Annotated in this window: 17 protein-coding genes; 6 read left to right on the top strand and 11 right to left on the bottom strand. The window is 69.1% G+C overall.

Annotated features, from left to right (window positions below; translation table 11 throughout):
- Nucleotides 1–2: 2 nt before the first annotated feature.
- The 7 genes from QRN26_RS08150 to QRN26_RS08120 all read right to left on the bottom strand — a co-directional run bounded on the left by QRN26_RS08150 (nt 3) and on the right by QRN26_RS08120 (nt 7,448).
- On the bottom strand, nt 3–1,505 hold the full coding sequence (locus QRN26_RS08150) for an MFS transporter (RefSeq protein ID WP_285036168.1): 1,503 nt from the start codon (nt 1,503–1,505) through the stop codon (nt 3–5).
- Nucleotides 1,506–1,620: 115 nt separating this feature from the next.
- Nucleotides 1,621–2,409, bottom strand: coding sequence for an ABC transporter ATP-binding protein (locus QRN26_RS08145; protein WP_285036166.1), 789 nt, complete (start codon nt 2,407–2,409; stop codon nt 1,621–1,623).
- A complete protein-coding gene (locus tag QRN26_RS08140; protein ID WP_056005355.1) occupies nt 2,406–3,227 on the bottom strand; it encodes an ATP-binding cassette domain-containing protein in 822 nt (273 codons plus the stop codon). The genes QRN26_RS08145 and QRN26_RS08140 overlap by 4 nt, the downstream gene beginning before the upstream one ends.
- On the bottom strand, nt 3,224–4,093 hold the full coding sequence (locus QRN26_RS08135) for an ABC transporter permease (protein WP_285036165.1): 870 nt from the start codon (nt 4,091–4,093) through the stop codon (nt 3,224–3,226). Before QRN26_RS08135 ends, QRN26_RS08140 begins: the two co-directional genes overlap by 4 nt.
- Nucleotides 4,090–5,058, bottom strand: a complete 969-nt coding sequence (locus tag QRN26_RS08130; protein ID WP_285036163.1) for an ABC transporter permease — start codon at nt 5,056–5,058, stop codon at nt 4,090–4,092. The genes QRN26_RS08135 and QRN26_RS08130 overlap by 4 nt, the downstream gene beginning before the upstream one ends.
- Nucleotides 5,059–5,119: 61 nt before the next feature.
- Nucleotides 5,120–6,613 carry an ABC transporter substrate-binding protein gene (locus QRN26_RS08125; RefSeq protein WP_285036161.1) on the bottom strand — a complete coding sequence of 498 codons (1,494 nt, stop codon included), beginning with the start codon at nt 6,611–6,613 and terminating at the stop codon, nt 5,120–5,122.
- A 70-nt stretch (nt 6,614–6,683) separates the two neighbouring features.
- Nucleotides 6,684–7,448 (bottom strand): DUF1684 domain-containing protein, encoded by a 765-nt coding sequence (locus QRN26_RS08120; protein WP_285036159.1) that lies wholly within the window; start codon nt 7,446–7,448, stop codon nt 6,684–6,686.
- Nucleotides 7,449–7,574: 126 nt separating this feature from the next.
- Here QRN26_RS08120 and QRN26_RS08115 point away from each other — a divergent pair, with 126 nt between their 5' ends.
- Entirely contained in the window at nt 7,575–8,039 is a 465-nt protein-coding gene (locus QRN26_RS08115; RefSeq protein WP_056777291.1) for a GNAT family N-acetyltransferase, read from the top strand.
- Here the strand turns inward: QRN26_RS08115 and QRN26_RS08110 are convergent.
- From QRN26_RS08110 to QRN26_RS08100, 3 genes are all read right to left on the bottom strand, one after another.
- A complete protein-coding gene (locus tag QRN26_RS08110) occupies nt 8,036–8,782 on the bottom strand; it encodes a GTP pyrophosphokinase (protein WP_082455724.1) in 747 nt (248 codons plus the stop codon). The two genes, QRN26_RS08115 and QRN26_RS08110, sit on opposite strands and share 4 nt — an antisense overlap.
- A gap of 110 nt (nt 8,783–8,892) precedes the next feature.
- Nucleotides 8,893–9,348: a VanZ family protein gene (locus tag QRN26_RS08105; RefSeq protein ID WP_285036156.1), complete on the bottom strand. Its 456-nt coding sequence runs from the start codon at nt 9,346–9,348 to the stop codon at nt 8,893–8,895.
- A gap of 97 nt (nt 9,349–9,445) precedes the next feature.
- Entirely contained in the window at nt 9,446–9,817 is a 372-nt protein-coding gene (locus QRN26_RS08100) for an RNA-binding S4 domain-containing protein (RefSeq protein WP_056005376.1), read from the bottom strand.
- 38 nt (nt 9,818–9,855) lie between these two features.
- Between QRN26_RS08100 and QRN26_RS08095 the strand changes: the two genes are divergently transcribed.
- The 4 genes from QRN26_RS08095 to QRN26_RS08080 all read left to right on the top strand — a co-directional run bounded on the left by QRN26_RS08095 (nt 9,856) and on the right by QRN26_RS08080 (nt 12,523).
- Nucleotides 9,856–10,554 (top strand): CDP-alcohol phosphatidyltransferase family protein, encoded by a 699-nt coding sequence (locus QRN26_RS08095; RefSeq protein ID WP_285036154.1) that lies wholly within the window; start codon nt 9,856–9,858, stop codon nt 10,552–10,554.
- Nucleotides 10,547–11,068 (top strand): FHA domain-containing protein, encoded by a 522-nt coding sequence (locus QRN26_RS08090; RefSeq protein WP_082455726.1) that lies wholly within the window; start codon nt 10,547–10,549, stop codon nt 11,066–11,068. Before QRN26_RS08095 ends, QRN26_RS08090 begins: the two co-directional genes overlap by 8 nt.
- Nucleotides 11,068–11,772 (top strand): transcriptional regulator FtsR, encoded by a 705-nt coding sequence (gene ftsR / locus QRN26_RS08085; RefSeq protein WP_056005379.1) that lies wholly within the window; start codon nt 11,068–11,070, stop codon nt 11,770–11,772. The genes QRN26_RS08090 and ftsR overlap by 1 nt, the downstream gene beginning before the upstream one ends.
- Before the next feature lie 202 nt (nt 11,773–11,974).
- A complete protein-coding gene (locus QRN26_RS08080) occupies nt 11,975–12,523 on the top strand; it encodes a MerR family transcriptional regulator (RefSeq protein ID WP_056005382.1) in 549 nt (182 codons plus the stop codon).
- A gap of 182 nt (nt 12,524–12,705) precedes the next feature.
- Here QRN26_RS08080 and QRN26_RS08075 read toward each other — a convergent pair whose 3' ends face one another.
- On the bottom strand, nt 12,706–13,572 hold the full coding sequence (locus QRN26_RS08075; RefSeq protein WP_082455728.1) for a ParA family protein: 867 nt from the start codon (nt 13,570–13,572) through the stop codon (nt 12,706–12,708).
- A 73-nt stretch (nt 13,573–13,645) separates the two neighbouring features.
- On the opposite strand from QRN26_RS08075, the gene QRN26_RS08070 reads away from it, so the two are divergent.
- Nucleotides 13,646–17,053 carry a pyruvate carboxylase gene (locus QRN26_RS08070; protein WP_285036150.1) on the top strand — a complete coding sequence of 1,136 codons (3,408 nt, stop codon included), beginning with the start codon at nt 13,646–13,648 and terminating at the stop codon, nt 17,051–17,053.
- Nucleotides 17,054–17,144 lie beyond the last annotated feature (91 nt).

Here is a 17,144-nt window from a genome sequence, read left to right as displayed (position 1 = left end):
CGTCACCCCTCGTGGAGGCTCGACCGCGTGTCCTTCGCGAGGTGCTTCGGCAGCAGGAGCGTGCAGACGAGACCGACCACGGCGGCCGCCGCGCAGATCGCGAAGCTCAGCCGGAACGCGTCGGCGCTCGGCGTCGTGACGGCCCCGTCCGTGACGACCTGGGAGGCCAGGATGGCGCCGATCACCGCACTCGCGATCGTGGAACCGAGCGTCCGCATGACCGAGTTGAGCCCGTTGGACGCCGCGGTCTCGCTCGGCGGGACGGCGCCCATGATCAGCGTCGGCATCGCCGCGTACGCGAAGCCCACGCCGAAACCGACGGCGGTCGCCGTCAGGACCGTGTGCCAGACCTCCGTCATGAGGCCGATCGCGACCGCGTAGCCGATCGCGATGATCGCGATACCGATGAGCAGGCTCAGCCGCGCACCCTTCGCGGCCGTCAGCCGAGCGGCGACGGGCGACATCGCCCACATGATCAGACCGCTGGGCATGAGGCAGAGACTCGCGATGAGCATGTCCTGCCCGAGCCCGACCCCCGTGCCCACCGGCGCTTCGAGGATGCCGGGGAGGACCACGGTGCTGCCGAAGAAGGCGAATCCGACGGTGATCGACGCGAGGTTCGTGAAGAGCACCGTCCGGCGTGCGGCGATCCGCAGATCCACGAGCGGGCTCGAGGAACGCACCTCGAAGCAACCCCAGAGGAGCAGGACGACGACCCCGCCGATCAGGCACGCGAGCGTCCCCACGCTCGTCCAGCCCCACTCGTTGCCCTTCGAGACGGCGAGGAGGATCGGCACGAGTCCGGCGGCGAGTCCGATCGCCCCGATCCAGTCGAAACCGCCCTCACTCCGCAGCGTGCTCACGGGGACGAAGCGGGCCACGAGCAGGAATCCGACCAGTCCGAGCGCACCGGCCACCCAGAAGAGCACATGCCAATCCAGGAACTGTGAGATGACGGCTGAGATCGGCAGGCCGACGGCTCCACCGATGCCGAGCGTGGCGCTCACGAGGGCGACCGCCGGACCGAGCCGCTTCGCATGGAGCACGTCGCGCAGGATGCTGATGCCGAGCGGGATCACGCCCATCGCCATACCCTGCAGGGCGCGAGCGATGATCAGCGGCACGATCGTTGACGAGAACGCAGCGAGCACCGAGCCGGCCATCATGATCCCGAGCAGGATCAGGACCATCCGGCGCTTCCCGTACAGGTCACCGAGACGACCGGAGATCGGCGTCGCCACCGCAGCGGAGAGCAGGGTGGCGGTCACCACCCACATGCTGTCCGAGGCGTGCACCCCGAGGATCGTCGGGAGGGACGGCACGAGCGGGGTGACGAGCGTCATCATGAACGCCGCGACGAGGCCGGTGAACGCCAGGCTCGCCACGACCGCCCGCTCAGGGAGCGGCTTGCTGAGCGCAGCGCGCTCCTCGTCGCTGAGCCACGGTCGCTCCTGCGTCTCCGGTCCGTCGTCATGGTCGTCGGGCTGCGCTGAATCCTGCGTCACGGGTCCTGTTCCTGTGGAGAGTGGATGCGGCCGGAGCCACTCGGAGTCGAACGCCCGCGCGCGGCCTGGCATTCCCGTCTCCCGGAACCGATCGTCCGCGGGGGCCGTGCGCGACTCAGCGGGGCAGCCGGGGGATCGCCGCGACGAGCTGCCGCGTGTACGCCTCGGCCGGCCGGTGGAGGACCTGAGCGGTCGACCCCGCCTCGACGACCCGCCCGTCCCGAAGGACGACCGTGCGCTCGCACAGGGCCGCGACCGTGCCGAGGTCGTGCGACACCATGACGAGAGCCAGACCGTTCGAGGCCCGCAACTCGGCGAGGAGCTCGATGATCTGGATCCGGGTGCTCATGTCCAGGGCACTCACCGGCTCGTCGGCCAGGAGGAGTCTGGGGTTCGGGACGATCGCACGAGCGATGGCGATCCGTTGGCGTTGGCCGCCGGAGAACTCGTGCGGGTAGCGGGACGCGGCCTCGGGAGGAAGACCGACCGCTTCGAGCGCGTCCGCGGCTCGGCTCACGGCCTGCTCCGCCGAAGCCAGCCGCAAGGAGCGGAGTGGCTCTGCGACGATGCGGCCGACGCGCTGCCGTGGGTCGAGCGAGGAGTACGGATCCTGGAAGACCGCCTGCACGGATGCGCGGAAGCCTCGGACGCGGGCCTTGTCCCGCGGATCGAGCTCGCTGCCGTCGAATCGGACGGACCCCGTGGTCGGACGGTCGAGGCCGAGCAGCAGTCGGAGGAGGGTGCTCTTCCCGGCGCCGGACTGGCCGACGACGCCGACCGCCTCACCGGCGCCGACGGACAGGGAGACGTCGTCGAGCGCGACCTGGCCACCGCGGTACCGGAAGCCGGCCGCGTCGAGCTTTAGGATGGGCGCAGCGGCGTCAGGGCTCGATCCGTCGATCATCGCGGGTCCTCCAGTGCGTCGTCGATCGCGCGGGCGCTGGCGACGAGACGCCGCGTGTCCTCGTGCTGTGGGGCCGTCAGCACCTGCGCGACGGGGCCGCGCTCGACCGCTCGACCCGAGCTGAGCACGATCACCTCGTCGACCATGGTCGACACCACGGCGAGATCGTGACTGATGAACAACAGCGCCATGCCCCGTTCGCGCACGAGCCGGTCGAGGAGCGACAGCACCTCCGCCTGCACGGTGACGTCGAGTGCGGTGGTCGGCTCGTCGGCGATCAGGAGCTGCGGTCGTCCGGCGAGGGCGATGGCGATGGCGACGCGCTGTCGCTGGCCGCCGGACAACTCGTGCGGAAACGACGCGGCGATGCGGGCCGTGTCGGTGAGCGAGACCTCGGTGAGCGCCGCATCCACGGCATCCCGCAGTCGGTCCCGACGGAGCCCGAGGTGTCGTCGGAGCGGTTCAGCGAGCTGAGCGCCGACGCGCATGAGCGGGTCCAGGGCGGTCAGCGGCTCTTGGAAGACGAGTCCAGCGACCCGGCCGCGGAGGGGACGCAGGGAGCGGTCCGTGGCGCCGATGACCTGCGTGCCGGCCAGCTCGATGCTGCCGCTCGCGGTGAGCTGGTCGTCGAGCAACCCGATCGCGGCGAGGGAGGTCAGCGACTTGCCGGACCCGGAGCCGCCGATGAGACCGAGTCGGTCGCCGGCGGCGATCATGAGGTCGAGGTCGTCGACGAGTGGCCGCTCGGTGGCGTCCGATGCTCCGCGCCGCGTACCACGGGTGATGGTCAGGCCGGTGATGTCGAGCAGGGCCGTCATGCGCTGCGCCTCCTCGTCGGATCGCCGAGATCGCGCAGGCCGTCCGCGATGAAGTTCACGCCGACGACGAGCATGACCACCGCGACACCGGGTGCGATCGCTCCGATCGGTGCCGTCGTGACCGTGGCCTGTGCCTCCTGGAGGAGCCGTCCCCAGGAGGCGTTCGGCGGCGGAGCCCCGAGGCCGAGGTAGGACAGGCTCGCCTCCGCGAGGACGGCGATGCCGAACTGCAGGGCGAGGTTGACGCTCAGCGTCGGCCAGATGTTCGGCAGCACGTGCTGGCCGATGATGCCGGGCCAGCTCGTCCCGGCCGTGCGCGCGGCGACGACGTACTGTTCGCCGAGGACGCGCTTCGTGAGGATCCTCGTGAGCCGGGCGACGATGGCGGACATGGCGAGCCCGATCGCGACGATGGCGGTGCCGAGCGAAGCGCCTTGGGCGGCGACGATCAGCATGGCCAACAGCAGGACGGGGAAGGCGATCACGACGTCGAGGGCGGCGGAGATCGTGTCGTCCAGCCAGGCGGCCGCGAACGCCGCGGCGAGACCGACGGCGATCCCGATGACCGCCCCGACCGCGACGGCACCCGCCCCCGTCACGAGCGCGATGCGGGCACCGATCATGAGTTGGGTGAAGAGGTCTCGACCCAGCTTGTCCGTGCCGAGCCAGTGCGTGCCGCTCGGTCCTTCGAGACGGCCGCCTGCCGTGTCCGTCGGCGCGAAGGGCGTCCAGAACAGGGAGACGAGCGCCAGCGCGGCGATGACACCGACGAGGACCAGCCCGACCGTGAGGGTCACGGAGCGTCCGCGGCGTCTCCCGCCCCGCTCGGGGGCTGTGGCGGCCGTCCGGGCGTCGAGGTCGCTCATCGGAGCCCGCTCCCGGCGATGGAGGTGCGCAGGCGCGGGTCGATGAGGCGCTGGGCGATGTCGGCCAGGAACCCGGTCACGAGGACGACGAGGGTGGACACGAGGAGGATGCCCTGGATGTTCGGGTAGTCGTGCTGCTGGATCGCCGTGAGGAGCATCGACCCGAGTCCCGGCAGGCTGAAGACGCTCTCGACCACGACGGCCCCGAGGAACGTGGTCGCGAGTTCGATCCCGAGGATCGCGACGACGGGGACGGCCGCGTTGCGGACGCCGTGCCGGAGGAGCGCCTCGCCGAGTCCGGCACCCTGCGCCCTGGCGGAACGGAGGAAGTCGCTCCCGAGCACGTCGAGCGTGGCGGAGCGGACGTACCTGGTGATGGACGCGCTCATGACGATGGCGATGGTGATGACCGGGAGCGCCAGACTCGTGAGTGCCGCCGCCGGGTCTGCCCAGTCGTCGCGCGGGAACCCGCCGGACGGGAACAGGCGGAGCGTGACCGCGAACACGCTCACGAGGAGGATGCCGACCCAGAACACCGGCACCGCGATGCCGAACTGCGACAACCCCGACAGGGCGATGCCGTACCACTGGTCGGCTCGGAGTGCGGCGATGACGCCGGCCAGGCTGGCGAGCACCACGGCGAGGAGGAAGGCGAGGAGCGTCAGCGGGACGGTGACCTGCAGGCGCGAGGCGATCTCAGGGCCGACGGGGAGACTGCTCACGAAGGACGAACCGAGGTCGAAGGTGAGGACGCCACCGAACCAGGCCAGGAACTGCTCGCCGACCGGCCGATCCGCCCCCACCTGCGCACGCGCCGCCTCGATCTGCTCCTGCGTGGCGTTCACCGAGAGCAGGGCGTTCGAGGGGTCTCCCGGCAGCAGCCGGAGCAGGACGAACAACACGGTCATGGCGACGAGGAACGACACCACCAGGAACGCGGATCGACGCAACAGGTAGGGGAGCATGGTGGACCTCAGCGTAGCGAGGCCGGGCCGACCGGGCGGCTCCGGTCGGCCTCGGCGACGACTACTTCCGGACGATGTCCGCGACGAAGAACTGCGAGTTCAGGCCGTTCACGCCGTATCCCGACACGTCACTCGCGGCGACGACGATCTGGGGGTAGAGGTACAGCCAGACGCTCGCGGCGTCCTCGGCGATCTGCTCGTTGACGAGCTTCAGCTTCGCCGTCTGCTCGTCCGTCGTGGTCGCCTGCTCCGCCTCGGAGACCCACTGCGTCACCTGGGGGTTGTCGTAGCCCCAGTAGAAGTCGGGGTTGCCGTACCAGACCACGTCGCGGTCGTTGACGTGCTCCTGCAGCGTGGCCTGGAAGTCGCGCTCCTTGAACACCTTCGAGTACCACTCGTCCGCGCTGATCGTGTTGATCTTCACGGTGATGCCCACCTTGGCGAGCTCGCTCTGCAGGAACTCGGCGACGGCCGGGTGCGGGTCGTAGCTCGGCGTGTCGAGCGTGAACGTGAAGCCGTCGGCCAGGCCGGCCTCGGCGAGCTGCTGCTTGGCCAGCTCGGGGTCGTAGGGGTTCACCTGGGTGAGGTCCTCGTACCACGGGTCCGTCGGCGGGACCATGGACCCGATGAGCGTGCCGTAGTCACCCCAGATCGACGACAGGAGCTTCTTCGTGTCGATCGCGGAGTAGACGGCCTTCCGGACGAGGGCCTGGTCGAACGGGGCGACGCGGTCGTTGAAGGCCAGGAGCTCCTTGGTGGTGGAGTCGCCGTCGGAGACCGTGTAGTCCGCGTTGTCGGTGAACTGCGTCAGCTGGTCGGGGCTCTGCACGCTCGTGATGATGTCGATCTGCTTCGTGACGAGGGCGTTGCTCAGCGCGGTCGCGTCGGTGAAGTAGGTGAAGACCACTTCAGCGTTCTTGGCGGGGTCCCCCCAGTAGTCGTCCCAGCGCTCGAGGCTCAGGGTGCTGCCGCGCTTCCACTCGCCGAGGGTGTACGGGCCGGTGCCGTCCTCGGAGGTCTTCAGGTCCTTCGCGGTGTCGTTCACGATCCAGACGTAGCTCAGGTTGTACAGGAAGGAGATCGAGCGCTCGGAGAGCGTGACGACGACGGTGCGGTCGTCGGGGGTCGCGATGTCGGAGACCACGGCGAAGCTGCTCTTCCGTGCCGACTGCGAGTCCTCGGCCGTCACGGCTTCGATGCTCGACTTCACGTCGGCCGAGGTGAGCGGGTCACCGGAGTGGAAGGTGACGCCGTCCTGGAGCGTGAAGGTGTAGGTGAGGCCGTCGTCGCTCACGGTGCTGTCGGCGGCGAGCACGGGTTCGACGTCGCCGTCGTCGGTCAGGCGGTAGAGCCCCTCGTACACGTTGCCGGTGAGCGCTTCGGTGACGCCCTGACCGCCGCCGCCGGTGTTGCTGAGGTTCTGCGGCTCGTAGAGGGAGCCGACGGCGATGGTCGCGTCGTCACCCGTCGCGGAACTGCTGCTCCCGCCGGCGCAGCCCGCGAGCGCGACGGCGGTGGCGACGGACAGGGCGACGAGCCCGATGGTTCTCTTCACGGATACTCCTGTGGTGTGGGGGTGGTGATGCGGGAGGTGCAGCTGATGGGGTGGGGCGTCGTGCCGTCGGTCAGACGGCGTAGAGGTCGAAGCCGTCGCGGAACCGCACGAGTCGTTCTCCGGCGCGGACCTCAATGGCGAACCGGTTCTGCGCGGGTGGCATCGGACAGTTGTACTGCACCGAGAAGCCGCACGGCGGCACGAAGGCTCGGTTGAAGTCGAGGACGACCTTGCCCTCGGTGCCGAACCCGCCGTCGTCCGTCCGCTCGACGAACAGGAACCGGCCTGCACCGTAGGTGCCGGTCTCGCCGTCGACGCCGTTCGTCGCATCGCCGAACACGAGGAGGAGGGTGCCGCCGTCGTCGAAGGCGCTCATCGTGTACGTCGTCCCGTCTCTCGTGAACGTGATGTCGCCCGGGACGACGAGCTCGCGCGAGCCGCCGTTGTCGCGGATGTGCTCGAAGGGCACGGTCCGTGAACCGTCGACCGGCGTGAAGTGGGCCGTCTGCACCCAGGAGGGGTCGTACGGGAAGACCGGGACGTCGATGAAGGCCTCGACGGCCGGGGCTGCGGCGTCCCACCGGCGGATGCCGACCTCGTCCGCGCCCGTTTCGAGGTGGGTGCGGCGGAGGGTCGTCACGGTGACCCCGTCCGCCTGTTCGGCCGCGATGGCCGCCGCAGCCTCGTCGAGGGTGGCCGGTGTCTCGTCGGGGAGCCAGCGGGTCTCCACGAGGGCGAGGTTGCCGAGCGGCGCCGTCACAGCTGCGAGACGGTCGTGCCGCCAGGCGTCGTGCTCTGCGGTCGCGTCGTGGTGCGGTGCGGTGTCGATCGGCATGTCTCGATTCTCCGGATGACGACGGGCGGGTCCCAATCGTGTGTCCTTCGGAGTCCAGCACGGTTCGGGTGTGAAGTATTCCCGTCACGGACCGAGGAGGTCGCGGCGGTCTGGGAGGATGTCCTCATGAACGCCACGCTCGTCCGCATGCCAGCCGATCGACTGCGGGGGTGGATGCTCGCGGCGAACGCGCAGTACCGCCTCGAGCGCATCGAGGCGGGGGAGACGGAGGCTGAGGCCACGGCGAAGGCCGCCCAGTCGCTCGCGGAGACGTTCCCCGCCGGTCGCCTCCAGGTCGGCCATCTCGTCTTCGAGGTCGTCCTCGACGAGACGGCGGTCGGTGTCCTCTGGATCGGACCCCGCAGCACGAGCCATCCGGACGAGTGGTGGGTGTGGGACGTGGAGATCGACGAGCCCTTCCGCGGACGGGGGCTCGGTCGTGAGGCCATGCAGCTCGCCGAGACGGCTGCCAAGGAGCAGGGGGCGAAGACGCTCGGGCTGAACGTGTTCGGGTTCAACCGCGTCGCGCGGGGGCTCTACGAGTCCCTCGGGTACGAGACGATGGCCGTCCAGATGCGGAAGGCGCTCTAGCGGGTCTCCAGCCCGTCGATGAGTTCGGTCATGACGCGGTCGGCGAGTGACGGCGGCCTCGGGTGCCCGTCGCGGGTGGTCTGCGGCGTGGTCGCGCGGTCGAGGGCGAGGACCTCGCCGTGGAGGTGCTCCATCTTCGCGTCCAGCCGTGAGGCGGCCTCCGCGGCGTGCTTGAGCTCGGCGAGCAGGGTGTCGGGGACGGCCTTGTCGTACTTGTAGTAGATCTTGTGTTCGAGACTGGCCCAGAAGTCCATCGCGATCGTCCGGAACTGGATCTCGACCGGGACCTGGACGACGCCGTCCGACATGAACACGGGCACCTCGACGATGACGTGGAGGCTCTGGTACCCGTTCGGCTTCGGGTTCGCGATGTAGTCCTTGACCTTCACGACGGTGATGTCCTGCTGACTGGTGAGCAGCTCGAACACCTTGTAGGTGTCGGAGATGAAGCTGCAGGTCACCCGGATGCCGGCGATGTCCGTGATGTGCTCGCGGATGTCGTCGATGTCCTGGCCGTACTGCTTCCGCTCGATCTTGCCGATGATGCTCTCGGGCGACTTCAGTCGCGAGCTGATGTGCTCGATCGGGTTGTAGTCGTGGATCTGCGTGAACTCCTCCTTGAGGATGTTCAGCTTCGTCGTGATCTCGTCGATGCCGAACTTGTACAGCATCATGAACCGCGTGAACTCGTCCTTGAGCCGCTTCAGCTCTTCGAGGTTCTCCGACGACGATGGTCCACTCATGGCTTGTACTCCAGCTCTGTATCCGACGGGCCGACGGCCCGCTCGCACTCTACTGAAACGGCCTTGGAACCACTCTCAGCCTGGAGTGCGTCGACGGGCACGTCCGCACCTCAGTGCTGCAGGGCTGGACGCCGCCGAGCTGAGGCGCGCGCTCGGCGTCCGCTCCCCGTGGTCAGGACCAGACCGACCACCACCCCGGCGACGGCACCGGAGGCGTTGGCCAGGAGGTCGCGGGGATCGCTCACCCGTCCGGGGATGGTGAGCTGCGCCGTCTCGATGGCGACGGTGAGGGTCGCGGCGATGAGGACGGCGAGCCACCACCGGCGTCGACCGAGCAGGAGGAGGAAGAAGACGCCGATCGGCACGAACATGGCGACGTTCGCTCCGAACTCCAGTCGCTCATAGGTGATCCAGGCGGTCGTCTCCCACCGGGCGAGGACGTCGACGATCCGGTACACGAGCGACTCGGTCCGTCCGTCGAACGGTCGGGGGCCGAGCGTGATCATCGCGACGAGTCCCAGGTACACCACGGTCAGGGTGCTGAGGACGGGATGGCGACGGAACATCCGTCAAGCATGCACGAACCACCTTGGCGGTGCGTGAGTGCCGTCTGGACGGTTCCGACGCGGCGGCTGAGCGCTGCCCGACGGCGCGCTCCGTGCCTCAACGGCCTCGCAGTCGTTCGATGTCGCGACGTTCGCGCTTGGTCGGGCGGCCGGCACCGCGGTCACGGACGGCGACGACCTGGCGCTCGGCGGGGGTCGGAAGCGGGGGAGAGCGGTCGATCAGGCACTCGGCCGCCACCTCGGCGCCGACCCGTTTCGCGATGAGGCGGCGCACCTCGACGACACGATCGAACCCGGCCACCCGGAGGCGCACCTCGTCGCCGATGCGGACGGGCTGAGCGGGCTTCGCGCGGTCGCCGTTGACCCGCACATGGCCGGCGCGACAGGCGGAGGCGCCTGCGGAGCGGGTCTTCGTCAAGCGGACGGCCCAGACCCACGCATCGACGCGCACACTCGAGGGGCTCTCCATCCTCTGATGCTAGAGCAGCCGCTCGGTAGACTCGACCCGTGACGGACGGGGTGGGACGAGGGGTTCGACGGACCGGCGAAGACCGCCTGGTCACGATCCCGAACGCGCTCAGCGTCCTCCGGATCCTGCTCGTCCCGGTCTTCCTGATCCTCCTCGTGCAGGGGGAGGACCTCTGGGCGCTCGTGACCCTCGCGTTCTCGGGCGTCACCGACCTCCTCGACGGATGGATCGCTCGGCGGTTCGACCAGATGACGCGACTCGGACGTCAGCTCGATCCCGCGGCCGACCGGCTCTACATCATCGCGGCGCTCATCGGACTCGCCGCGCGTGACCTCATCCCGTGGTGGCTCCTCATCGTCGTCGTGGCGAGGGACGTCCTCCTCATCGGGTTGGCGGTCGTCCTCCACCGCACCGGCACGGGGGTGCTGCCCGTGACCCGGGTCGGCAAGTGGGGTACGGCGCTCCTCTTCATCGGGCTCCCGGTCCTCATGCTCGGCGCGGCGTTCCCCGCCGTGGCGACGATCGCGACGCCGCTCGGCTGGGTGTGTTCGATCGCCGGAGCGGCGCTCTACTGGTGGGCGGGCATCCTGTATCTGTTGCAGACCGTCCGCATCGCGCGTGCCGACCGTTCGGGGCGTCCGCACGGCTCCGGATCCGTCGCGTCACCCTCGTCCGGGCGGCTCGACAGGCACGCCACATCGGATACGCTTGACGGAGAGGAGGTCGACGGTGGCTGAGCACGATGAGAAGTATCCCGCGACCGGGGCGTACACGCCGGGATCCGTCACTGACGGAGCACCGACGAGCGGCTCGGGCGAACGGGAAGTCGACACGACACTCACCTTCGGTGAAGACCTCGGAGCTGCCCTCGCGGCCATCGACTCCGACGTCACCGCTGAGGAGCATGAGGCGATCGCGGCACTCCCTTCGGGGTCGGCGCTGCTGATCGTCCGTCGCGGGCCGAACGCCGGAGCACGCTTCCTCCTCGACGACGACGTCACCACGGTCGGCCGTCACCCCGAAGCCGACATCTTCCTCGACGACGTCACCGTGTCGCGTCGCCACACGGAGTTCCACCGTCACGGCACGGCCTTCGAGATCCGCGACCTCAACTCGCTGAACGGCACCTACTTCGACGGTGTGCGCATCGACAAGGCCATCCTGCGCGACGCCGCGGAGGTCCAGATCGGCAAGTTCCGCCTCACCTTCTACGCGTCGCGGATCGACCTCGCCTCCCAGCTGGGAAGCTAGTGGCGGCAGCCAGCGCGAACGCGCGAAGCGATGCTGCTCCGCTGCTCAGCATCGGGCAGGTCCTCGCGCGGCTCACTCCGGAGTTCCCGGAGTTGAGCAATTCGAAGCTCCGCTTCCTCGAGGAGCAGGGCCTCGTCTCGCCGGCCCGGACGAAGTCCGGCTACCGGAAGTTCTCGAGCGATGATCTGGACCGGCTCCGGCTCATCCTGTCGATGCAACGCGACCACTACTTCCCGTTGAAGGTCATCCGCACGTATCTCGTCGAGGTCGACGCCGGCCGGTCTCCGATGTTCCCGGGCTCGGGGCAGTCGGTCGGCGCACCGTCGATCCACCCGAGCGCCCGCAGGTTCTCCCGGAACGAACTCATCCGTGAGGCCGGAGCCACGCCGATGCTGTTCAACGACGCGGTGAGCGCCTCGTTGATCCTTCCGGCGGAGAACTACGGCGAGGACGTGGCGTCGTTGCTGCGCATCCTGGTCGAGTTGCAGCGATCCGGTATCGAACCTCGCCATCTGCGCGGGTTCCGCGCCTCGGTCGAACGCGAGGTCGGACTGATCGAGAGCGCGCTGAGTGCCGTGTCCAAGCGGAACGACGCCGCCGGGCGCGCCCGTACCGCAGACCGCGCCGTGGAGATCGCGGCGCAGCTCGAGGGGGTACGGTCGAACCTCGTCCGCACCGCGCTCGAACGACACCAATCCTCCTGACGGGCCGTCCAGGGCGTAGACTGCCCTCATCCATCACGGCCAGGTCACAGTTCGGTCACTCGTCACGACACGCCGTCCGTTTCGAACGGATGTCGCAACGTTGGCAGTGGCTGATCGATACCGTGGTGGAAGCGGCCGAGCCGTTCCGACGCCCCCGTCAGGACCACGCAGACCGTGAAGCGAACATCGAGGAGAAGCAGACATGAGTGAACTCAGTCGCGACGGTGCGTCACGATACGGTGACCTCGGGCTGCTGTTCACCGATGGACTCCCGGAACTCGAAGAGGGCCAGGGCTACCGCGGAGCCATCGCTGCCCGCGCCGCCGGCATCAGCTACCGCCAGCTCGACTACTGGGCTCGTACCGGTCTCGTCGAGCCCACGGTGCGCGGAGCATCCGGGTCCGGGACGCAGCGTCTCTACGGGTTCCGCGACATCCTCGTCTTGAAGCTCGTCAAGCGTCTTCTGGACACGGGGATCTCCCTGCAGCAGATCCGCACCGCGGTCGACCAGCTCCGCGAGGCCGGCATCGTCGATCTCGCCCAGACCACGCTCATGAGCGACGGGGCCAGCGTCTACCTGTGCACGTCCAACGATGAGGTCATCGACCTCGTCAGCCGCGGTCAGGGCGTCTTCGGCATCGCCGTCGGCAAGGTCCTCCGCGAGGTGGAGTCGACCCTCATCGAGTTCGACGCGCAGTCGGCCGACCCAATGGATGAACTCGCCGCACGTCGTTCCGCCCGCACCGCGTAACCACCGCTCTCGCGCGGTCCCGCCCCTGGCGCCGTCGCGGCGCTGTGCCCAGCACACCGGTCTCTAGGCCCGTCGTAGGGCCTGCCATCGGTCCCTGAGTCTGTCGACGGGCTCGACGCTCGAGCCGCCGAACGACCATCCACTGGTGCCAGTCGTCGTGCGCGACGACGGCGACGCCGGTGTCAGCCTTCGGTGACGGGCGTCTCGACGGTGGACGTGCTGGTGACGGCCGCAGGCTCCGGGGGAGCGCCGTCGGCGTACTCGCCGACCCGGCCGGTGCGCAGCACTCGGTCGAGGAGCGAGTCGAAGTTCTTCGCCATCTCCTGAGCGGTGTCGCCCGGCCAGACGTGGACGGGCTTCGCCGCGCCCTGTGCCTGCTGCAGCGAGGTGCGCTCGAGGAGCTGCGGGTTGAGGATGAGGGGGCCGAACATGTCGCGGAGTTCCTTGATGCGGAACTGGTGCTCCATGGACTGCGGACGCACCCGGTTGACGATGATGCCGAGCGGCTGGAGCCGGGGGCTCAGCCCGCGACGGATCTCCTCGACGGCGCGGAGCGCGCGGTCGGCGGCGGAGACGGAGAAGAGGCCGGGCTCGGTGACGACGGCCACGCGGTCGCTGGCAGCCCAGGCCGTGCGGGTGAGGGCGTTGAGCGACGGGGCGCTGTCGATGAGGACGAGGTCGTACTCCTCCTCGACGTGTGCGAGTGCCTCTTCGAGTCGCCAGATGTCGCGGATGCTCGGGTGCGGGCCGTCGAAGTTGATCGCGGACGGACTGCCGATCATGACGTCCATCTTGCCCGGGTGGATCTTCGTCCAGCCGCTCGCCACGATCGCCTGCTCGACGATCTTCTTCTTCGGCGAGGTCAGCACATCCGTCACCGTGAGGTGACCGGCGACGTCGACGGCCATGCCGGTCGAGACGTCGGATTGCGGGTCGAGATCCACGACCAACGTGCGGATGTCCTTCGAGAACGCGGCGGAAGCCAGGCCAAGGGTGACGGTGGTCTTGCCGACGCCCCCCTTCAGGGAGCTAACGCTGAGTACATGCACAAGGCTCAACGTTACCGTGACTAGGCTAGGGAATCTCAACGTTTGCTGAGTTGGCTGTTGTGGAAAGGGTTCCATGTTCAGGAAGATTCTTGTCGCCAATCGCGGAGAGATCGCCATTCGGGCGTTCCGTGCCGCGTATGAGCTGGGGGCGAAGACGGTTGCGGTGTTCCCATACGAGGACCGCAATTCGATGCATCGGCTGAAGGCCGATGAGGCCTACCAGATCGGTTCCGAGGGTCATCCCGTGCGGGCCTACCTCGACGTCTCGGAGATCATCCGGGTCGCGAAGGAGTCGGGCGCCGACGCGATCTACCCCGGGTACGGCTTCCTCTCGGAGAACCCCGAGCTCGCCGAGGCCGCCCGTGCCGCCGGCATCACCTTCATCGGCCCGCCGTCGTCGGTGCTCGAGATGGCCGGGAATAAGGTCACCGCGAAGGAGCACGCGATCGCCGCCGGCGTCCCCGTGCTGAAGTCGACCCCGGCGAGCCGCGACATCGAGGAACTGCTGGCGGGGGCCGCCGAGATCGGGTTCCCGATCTTCGCGAAGGCCGTCGCTGGTGGCGGCGGGCGCGGTATGCGCCGTGTCGATAGCGAGGCCGACCTCCGCGGCGCGCTCGAGGCGGCCATGCGTGAGGCGGACAGCGCCTTCGGCGACCCGACGATGTTCCTCGAGCAGGCCGTCGTCCGGCCCCGCCACATCGAGGTCCAGATCCTGGCCAGCGCCGACGGTGAGACCATCCACCTGTTCGAGCGCGACTGCTCGGTGCAGCGACGGCACCAGAAGGTCGTCGAGATCGCTCCGGCCCCGAACCTCGACGAGGACACCCGCCAGGCGATGTACCGCGACGCCATCGCGTTCGCGAAGTCGATCGGGTACGTCAACGCCGGAACCGTCGAGTTCCTGCTCGACACCGCCGGTGAGCGCAAGGGCCAGCACGTCTTCATCGAGATGAACCCGCGCATCCAGGTCGAGCACACGGTCACCGAGGAGGTCACCGACGTCGACCTCGTGCAGTCGCAGATGCGGATCGCCGCGGGCGAGTCGCTGACGGACCTCGGGCTCACCCAGGATTCGCTTCACCTGCGGGGCTTCGCGCTGCAGTGCCGCATCACGACCGAGGACCCCACGGCGGGCTTCCGGCCCGACACGGGCAAGATCACGACGTACCGGTCCCCGGGCGGCGGTGGCATCCGCCTCGACGGCGGTACGGTCGCGTCCGGCGCCCAGATCAGCCCGCACTTCGACTCGATGCTCGCGAAGCTCACCTGCCGAGGCCGCACCTTCGAAGCCGCGGTCACGCGGGCGAAGCGCGCCCTCGCGGAGTTCCGCATCCGCGGCGTCTCCACGAACATCCCCTTCCTCCAGGCGGTGCTCGAGGACGACTCCTTCGTCGCCGGAGACCTCAGCACCTCCTTCATCGACGAGCGCCCGCAGCTGCTGCGCGGACACGTCTCGAAGGACCGCGGGACGAAGGTCGTCAACTGGCTCGCGGACGTCACGGTGAACCAGCCGAACGGCTCCCGCCCGCCCGGACCGGACCCGGTCGACAAGCTCCCGTCCATCGACATCACCGCCGACGCTCCGGCCGGTTCGCGGCAGCGGCTGCTCGAGCTCGGCCCGAAGGGCTTCGCCGAGGCGCTCCGTGCGCAGACCGCGCTGGCGGTCACCGAGACCACGTTCCGAGACGCACACCAGTCGCTCCTGGCCACCCGGGTTCGGACGAAGGACCTCCTCGCCGTGGCACCGTTCGTCTCCCGGCTCACCCCTGAGCTGCTGTCCGTCGAGGCCTGGGGCGGTGCCACCTACGACGTCGCCCTCCGTTTCCTCGGTGAGGAGCCCTGGGAACGACTGGCGTCCCTGCGGCAGGCCATGCCGAACATCGCGATCCAGATGCTGCTCCGCGGCCGGAACACCGTCGGGTACACGCCGTACCCCACGGAGGTGACCAACGCCTTCGTGCGCGAGGCCGCCGACACCGGGATCGACATCTTCCGGATCTTCGACGCGCTGAACGACGTGTCGCAGATGCGGCCGGCCATCGACGCCGTCCTCGAGACCGGGACGACGATCGCGGAGGTCGCGGTCTGCTACACCGGAGACCTGCTGAACCCCGCCGAGGACCTCTACACCCTCGACTACTACCTGCGGCTCGCCGAGAAGATCGTCGAATCCGGCGCGCACGTGCTCGCCATCAAGGACATGGCCGGCCTGCTCCGACCGTCTGCGGCGGCGAAGCTCGTCGCGGCGTTCCGCGAGCGGTTCGACCTGCCGGTCCACGTGCACACGCATGACACGCCGGGCGGACAGCTCGCGACGCTCCTCGCCGCGAGCAACGCCGGTGCGGACGCCGTCGACGTCGCGAGCGCCCCGATGGCCGGCACCACCAGCCAGCCCTCGGCGTCGTCGCTCGTCGCCGCGCTGGCGCACACGGAGCGCGACACCGGCATCTCACTGCAGGCGATCGCCGATCTCGAGCCGTACTGGGAGGCCGTCCGGGCGATGTACCGTCCGTTCGAGTCCGGACTCGCCGGCCCGACCGGCCGCGTGTACACCCACGAGATCCCCGGCGGCCAGCTGTCGAACCTCCGCCAGCAGGCGATCGCCCTCGGACTCGCCGACCACTTCGAGCTCATCGAGGACATGTACGCGGCGTCCAACAAGATCCTGGGCCGCGTGCCGAAGGTGACGCCCTCCAGCAAGGTCGTCGGCGATCTCGCCCTCCACCTCGCCGCCGTCAAGGCGGATCCGGCCGACTTCGAGGCCAACCCCGACAAGTACGACGTCCCGGACTCGGTCGTCGGCTTCATGGCGGGCGAGCTCGGCGAACTGCCCGGCGGGTGGCCGGAGCCGTTCCGGTCGAAGGTGCTGGCCGGCCGCTCGGTCGACATCGGGGTCACCCCGATCTCCGCGGAGGACCAGGCCGCTCTCGACGGAGCGTCGGCCGAGCGTCGCTCGACCCTCAACCGCTTGCTGTTCCCCGCGCCGACCAAGCAGTTCGAGCAGCAGCGGGACCTGTACGGCGACCTCTCCGTCGTGGACACGGCCGACTACCTCTACGGCCTCGAGCCGGGCACGGAGCACGTCGTCGAGATCGACAAGGGCGTCCGGCTGTTCGTCGGCCTCGAGGCGATCGGTGCAGCGGACGAGAAGGGCATGCGCACGGTCATGGCGACGCTCAACGGCCAGCTCCGTCCGGTGTTCGTCCGCGACCGCAGTGTCGAGGTCGACGTCCGGACGGCCGAGAAGGCTGACACCTCCGTGTCGGGCCAGATCGCCGCGCCGTTCTCCGGCGTCGTCACGGTGAAGGTCGCCATCGGCGACCGCGTCGAGGCGGGCCAGCCGGTCGCCTCGATCGAGGCCATGAAGATGGAGGCGGCCATCACGACCGCCGTCGCGGGTGTCGTCGAGCGGCTCGCGATCCCGGCCACCCAGCAGGTGGAGGCGGGCGATCTGCTCGTCGTCGTGAAGCCGAACGCCTGATCACCTCCGAGACCGGTCGTGTCCCTCTCCGGAGGCGATGCGGCCGGTCTCCGCTGCCACCACCACCGCCATCGGCCCGGAAGGACCCCAC

This window comes from Plantibacter sp. ME-Dv--P-095, assembly GCF_030209365.1.
Taxonomy (GTDB): domain Bacteria; phylum Actinomycetota; class Actinomycetes; order Actinomycetales; family Microbacteriaceae; genus Plantibacter.
This window is presented reverse-complemented; position numbering and strand designations above follow the sequence as displayed.

What these genes read in the sequence shown, in the direction of transcription:
- QRN26_RS08130 (WP_285036163.1), bottom strand. Translation starts at nt 5,058, where the DNA reads ATGCTCCCCTACCTGTTGCGTCGATCCGCGTTCCTGGTGGTGTCGTTC.
- QRN26_RS08110 (WP_082455724.1), bottom strand. Translation starts at nt 8,782, where the DNA reads ATGAGTGGACCATCGTCGTCGGAGAACCTCGAAGAGCTGAAGCGGCTC.
- QRN26_RS08100 (WP_056005376.1), bottom strand. Translation starts at nt 9,817, where the DNA reads ATGGAGAGCCCCTCGAGTGTGCGCGTCGATGCGTGGGTCTGGGCCGTC.
- QRN26_RS08145 (WP_285036166.1), bottom strand. Translation starts at nt 2,409, where the DNA reads ATGATCGACGGATCGAGCCCTGACGCCGCTGCGCCCATCCTAAAGCTC.
- QRN26_RS08070 (WP_285036150.1), top strand. Translation starts at nt 13,646, where the DNA reads ATGTTCAGGAAGATTCTTGTCGCCAATCGCGGAGAGATCGCCATTCGG.
- QRN26_RS08105 (WP_285036156.1), bottom strand. Translation starts at nt 9,348, where the DNA reads ATGTTCCGTCGCCATCCCGTCCTCAGCACCCTGACCGTGGTGTACCTG.
- QRN26_RS08080 (WP_056005382.1), top strand. Translation starts at nt 11,975, where the DNA reads ATGAGTGAACTCAGTCGCGACGGTGCGTCACGATACGGTGACCTCGGG.
- QRN26_RS08120 (WP_285036159.1), bottom strand. Translation starts at nt 7,448, where the DNA reads ATGCCGATCGACACCGCACCGCACCACGACGCGACCGCAGAGCACGAC.
- QRN26_RS08140 (WP_056005355.1), bottom strand. Translation starts at nt 3,227, where the DNA reads ATGACGGCCCTGCTCGACATCACCGGCCTGACCATCACCCGTGGTACG.
- QRN26_RS08135 (WP_285036165.1), bottom strand. Translation starts at nt 4,093, where the DNA reads ATGAGCGACCTCGACGCCCGGACGGCCGCCACAGCCCCCGAGCGGGGC.
- QRN26_RS08115 (WP_056777291.1), top strand. Translation starts at nt 7,575, where the DNA reads ATGAACGCCACGCTCGTCCGCATGCCAGCCGATCGACTGCGGGGGTGG.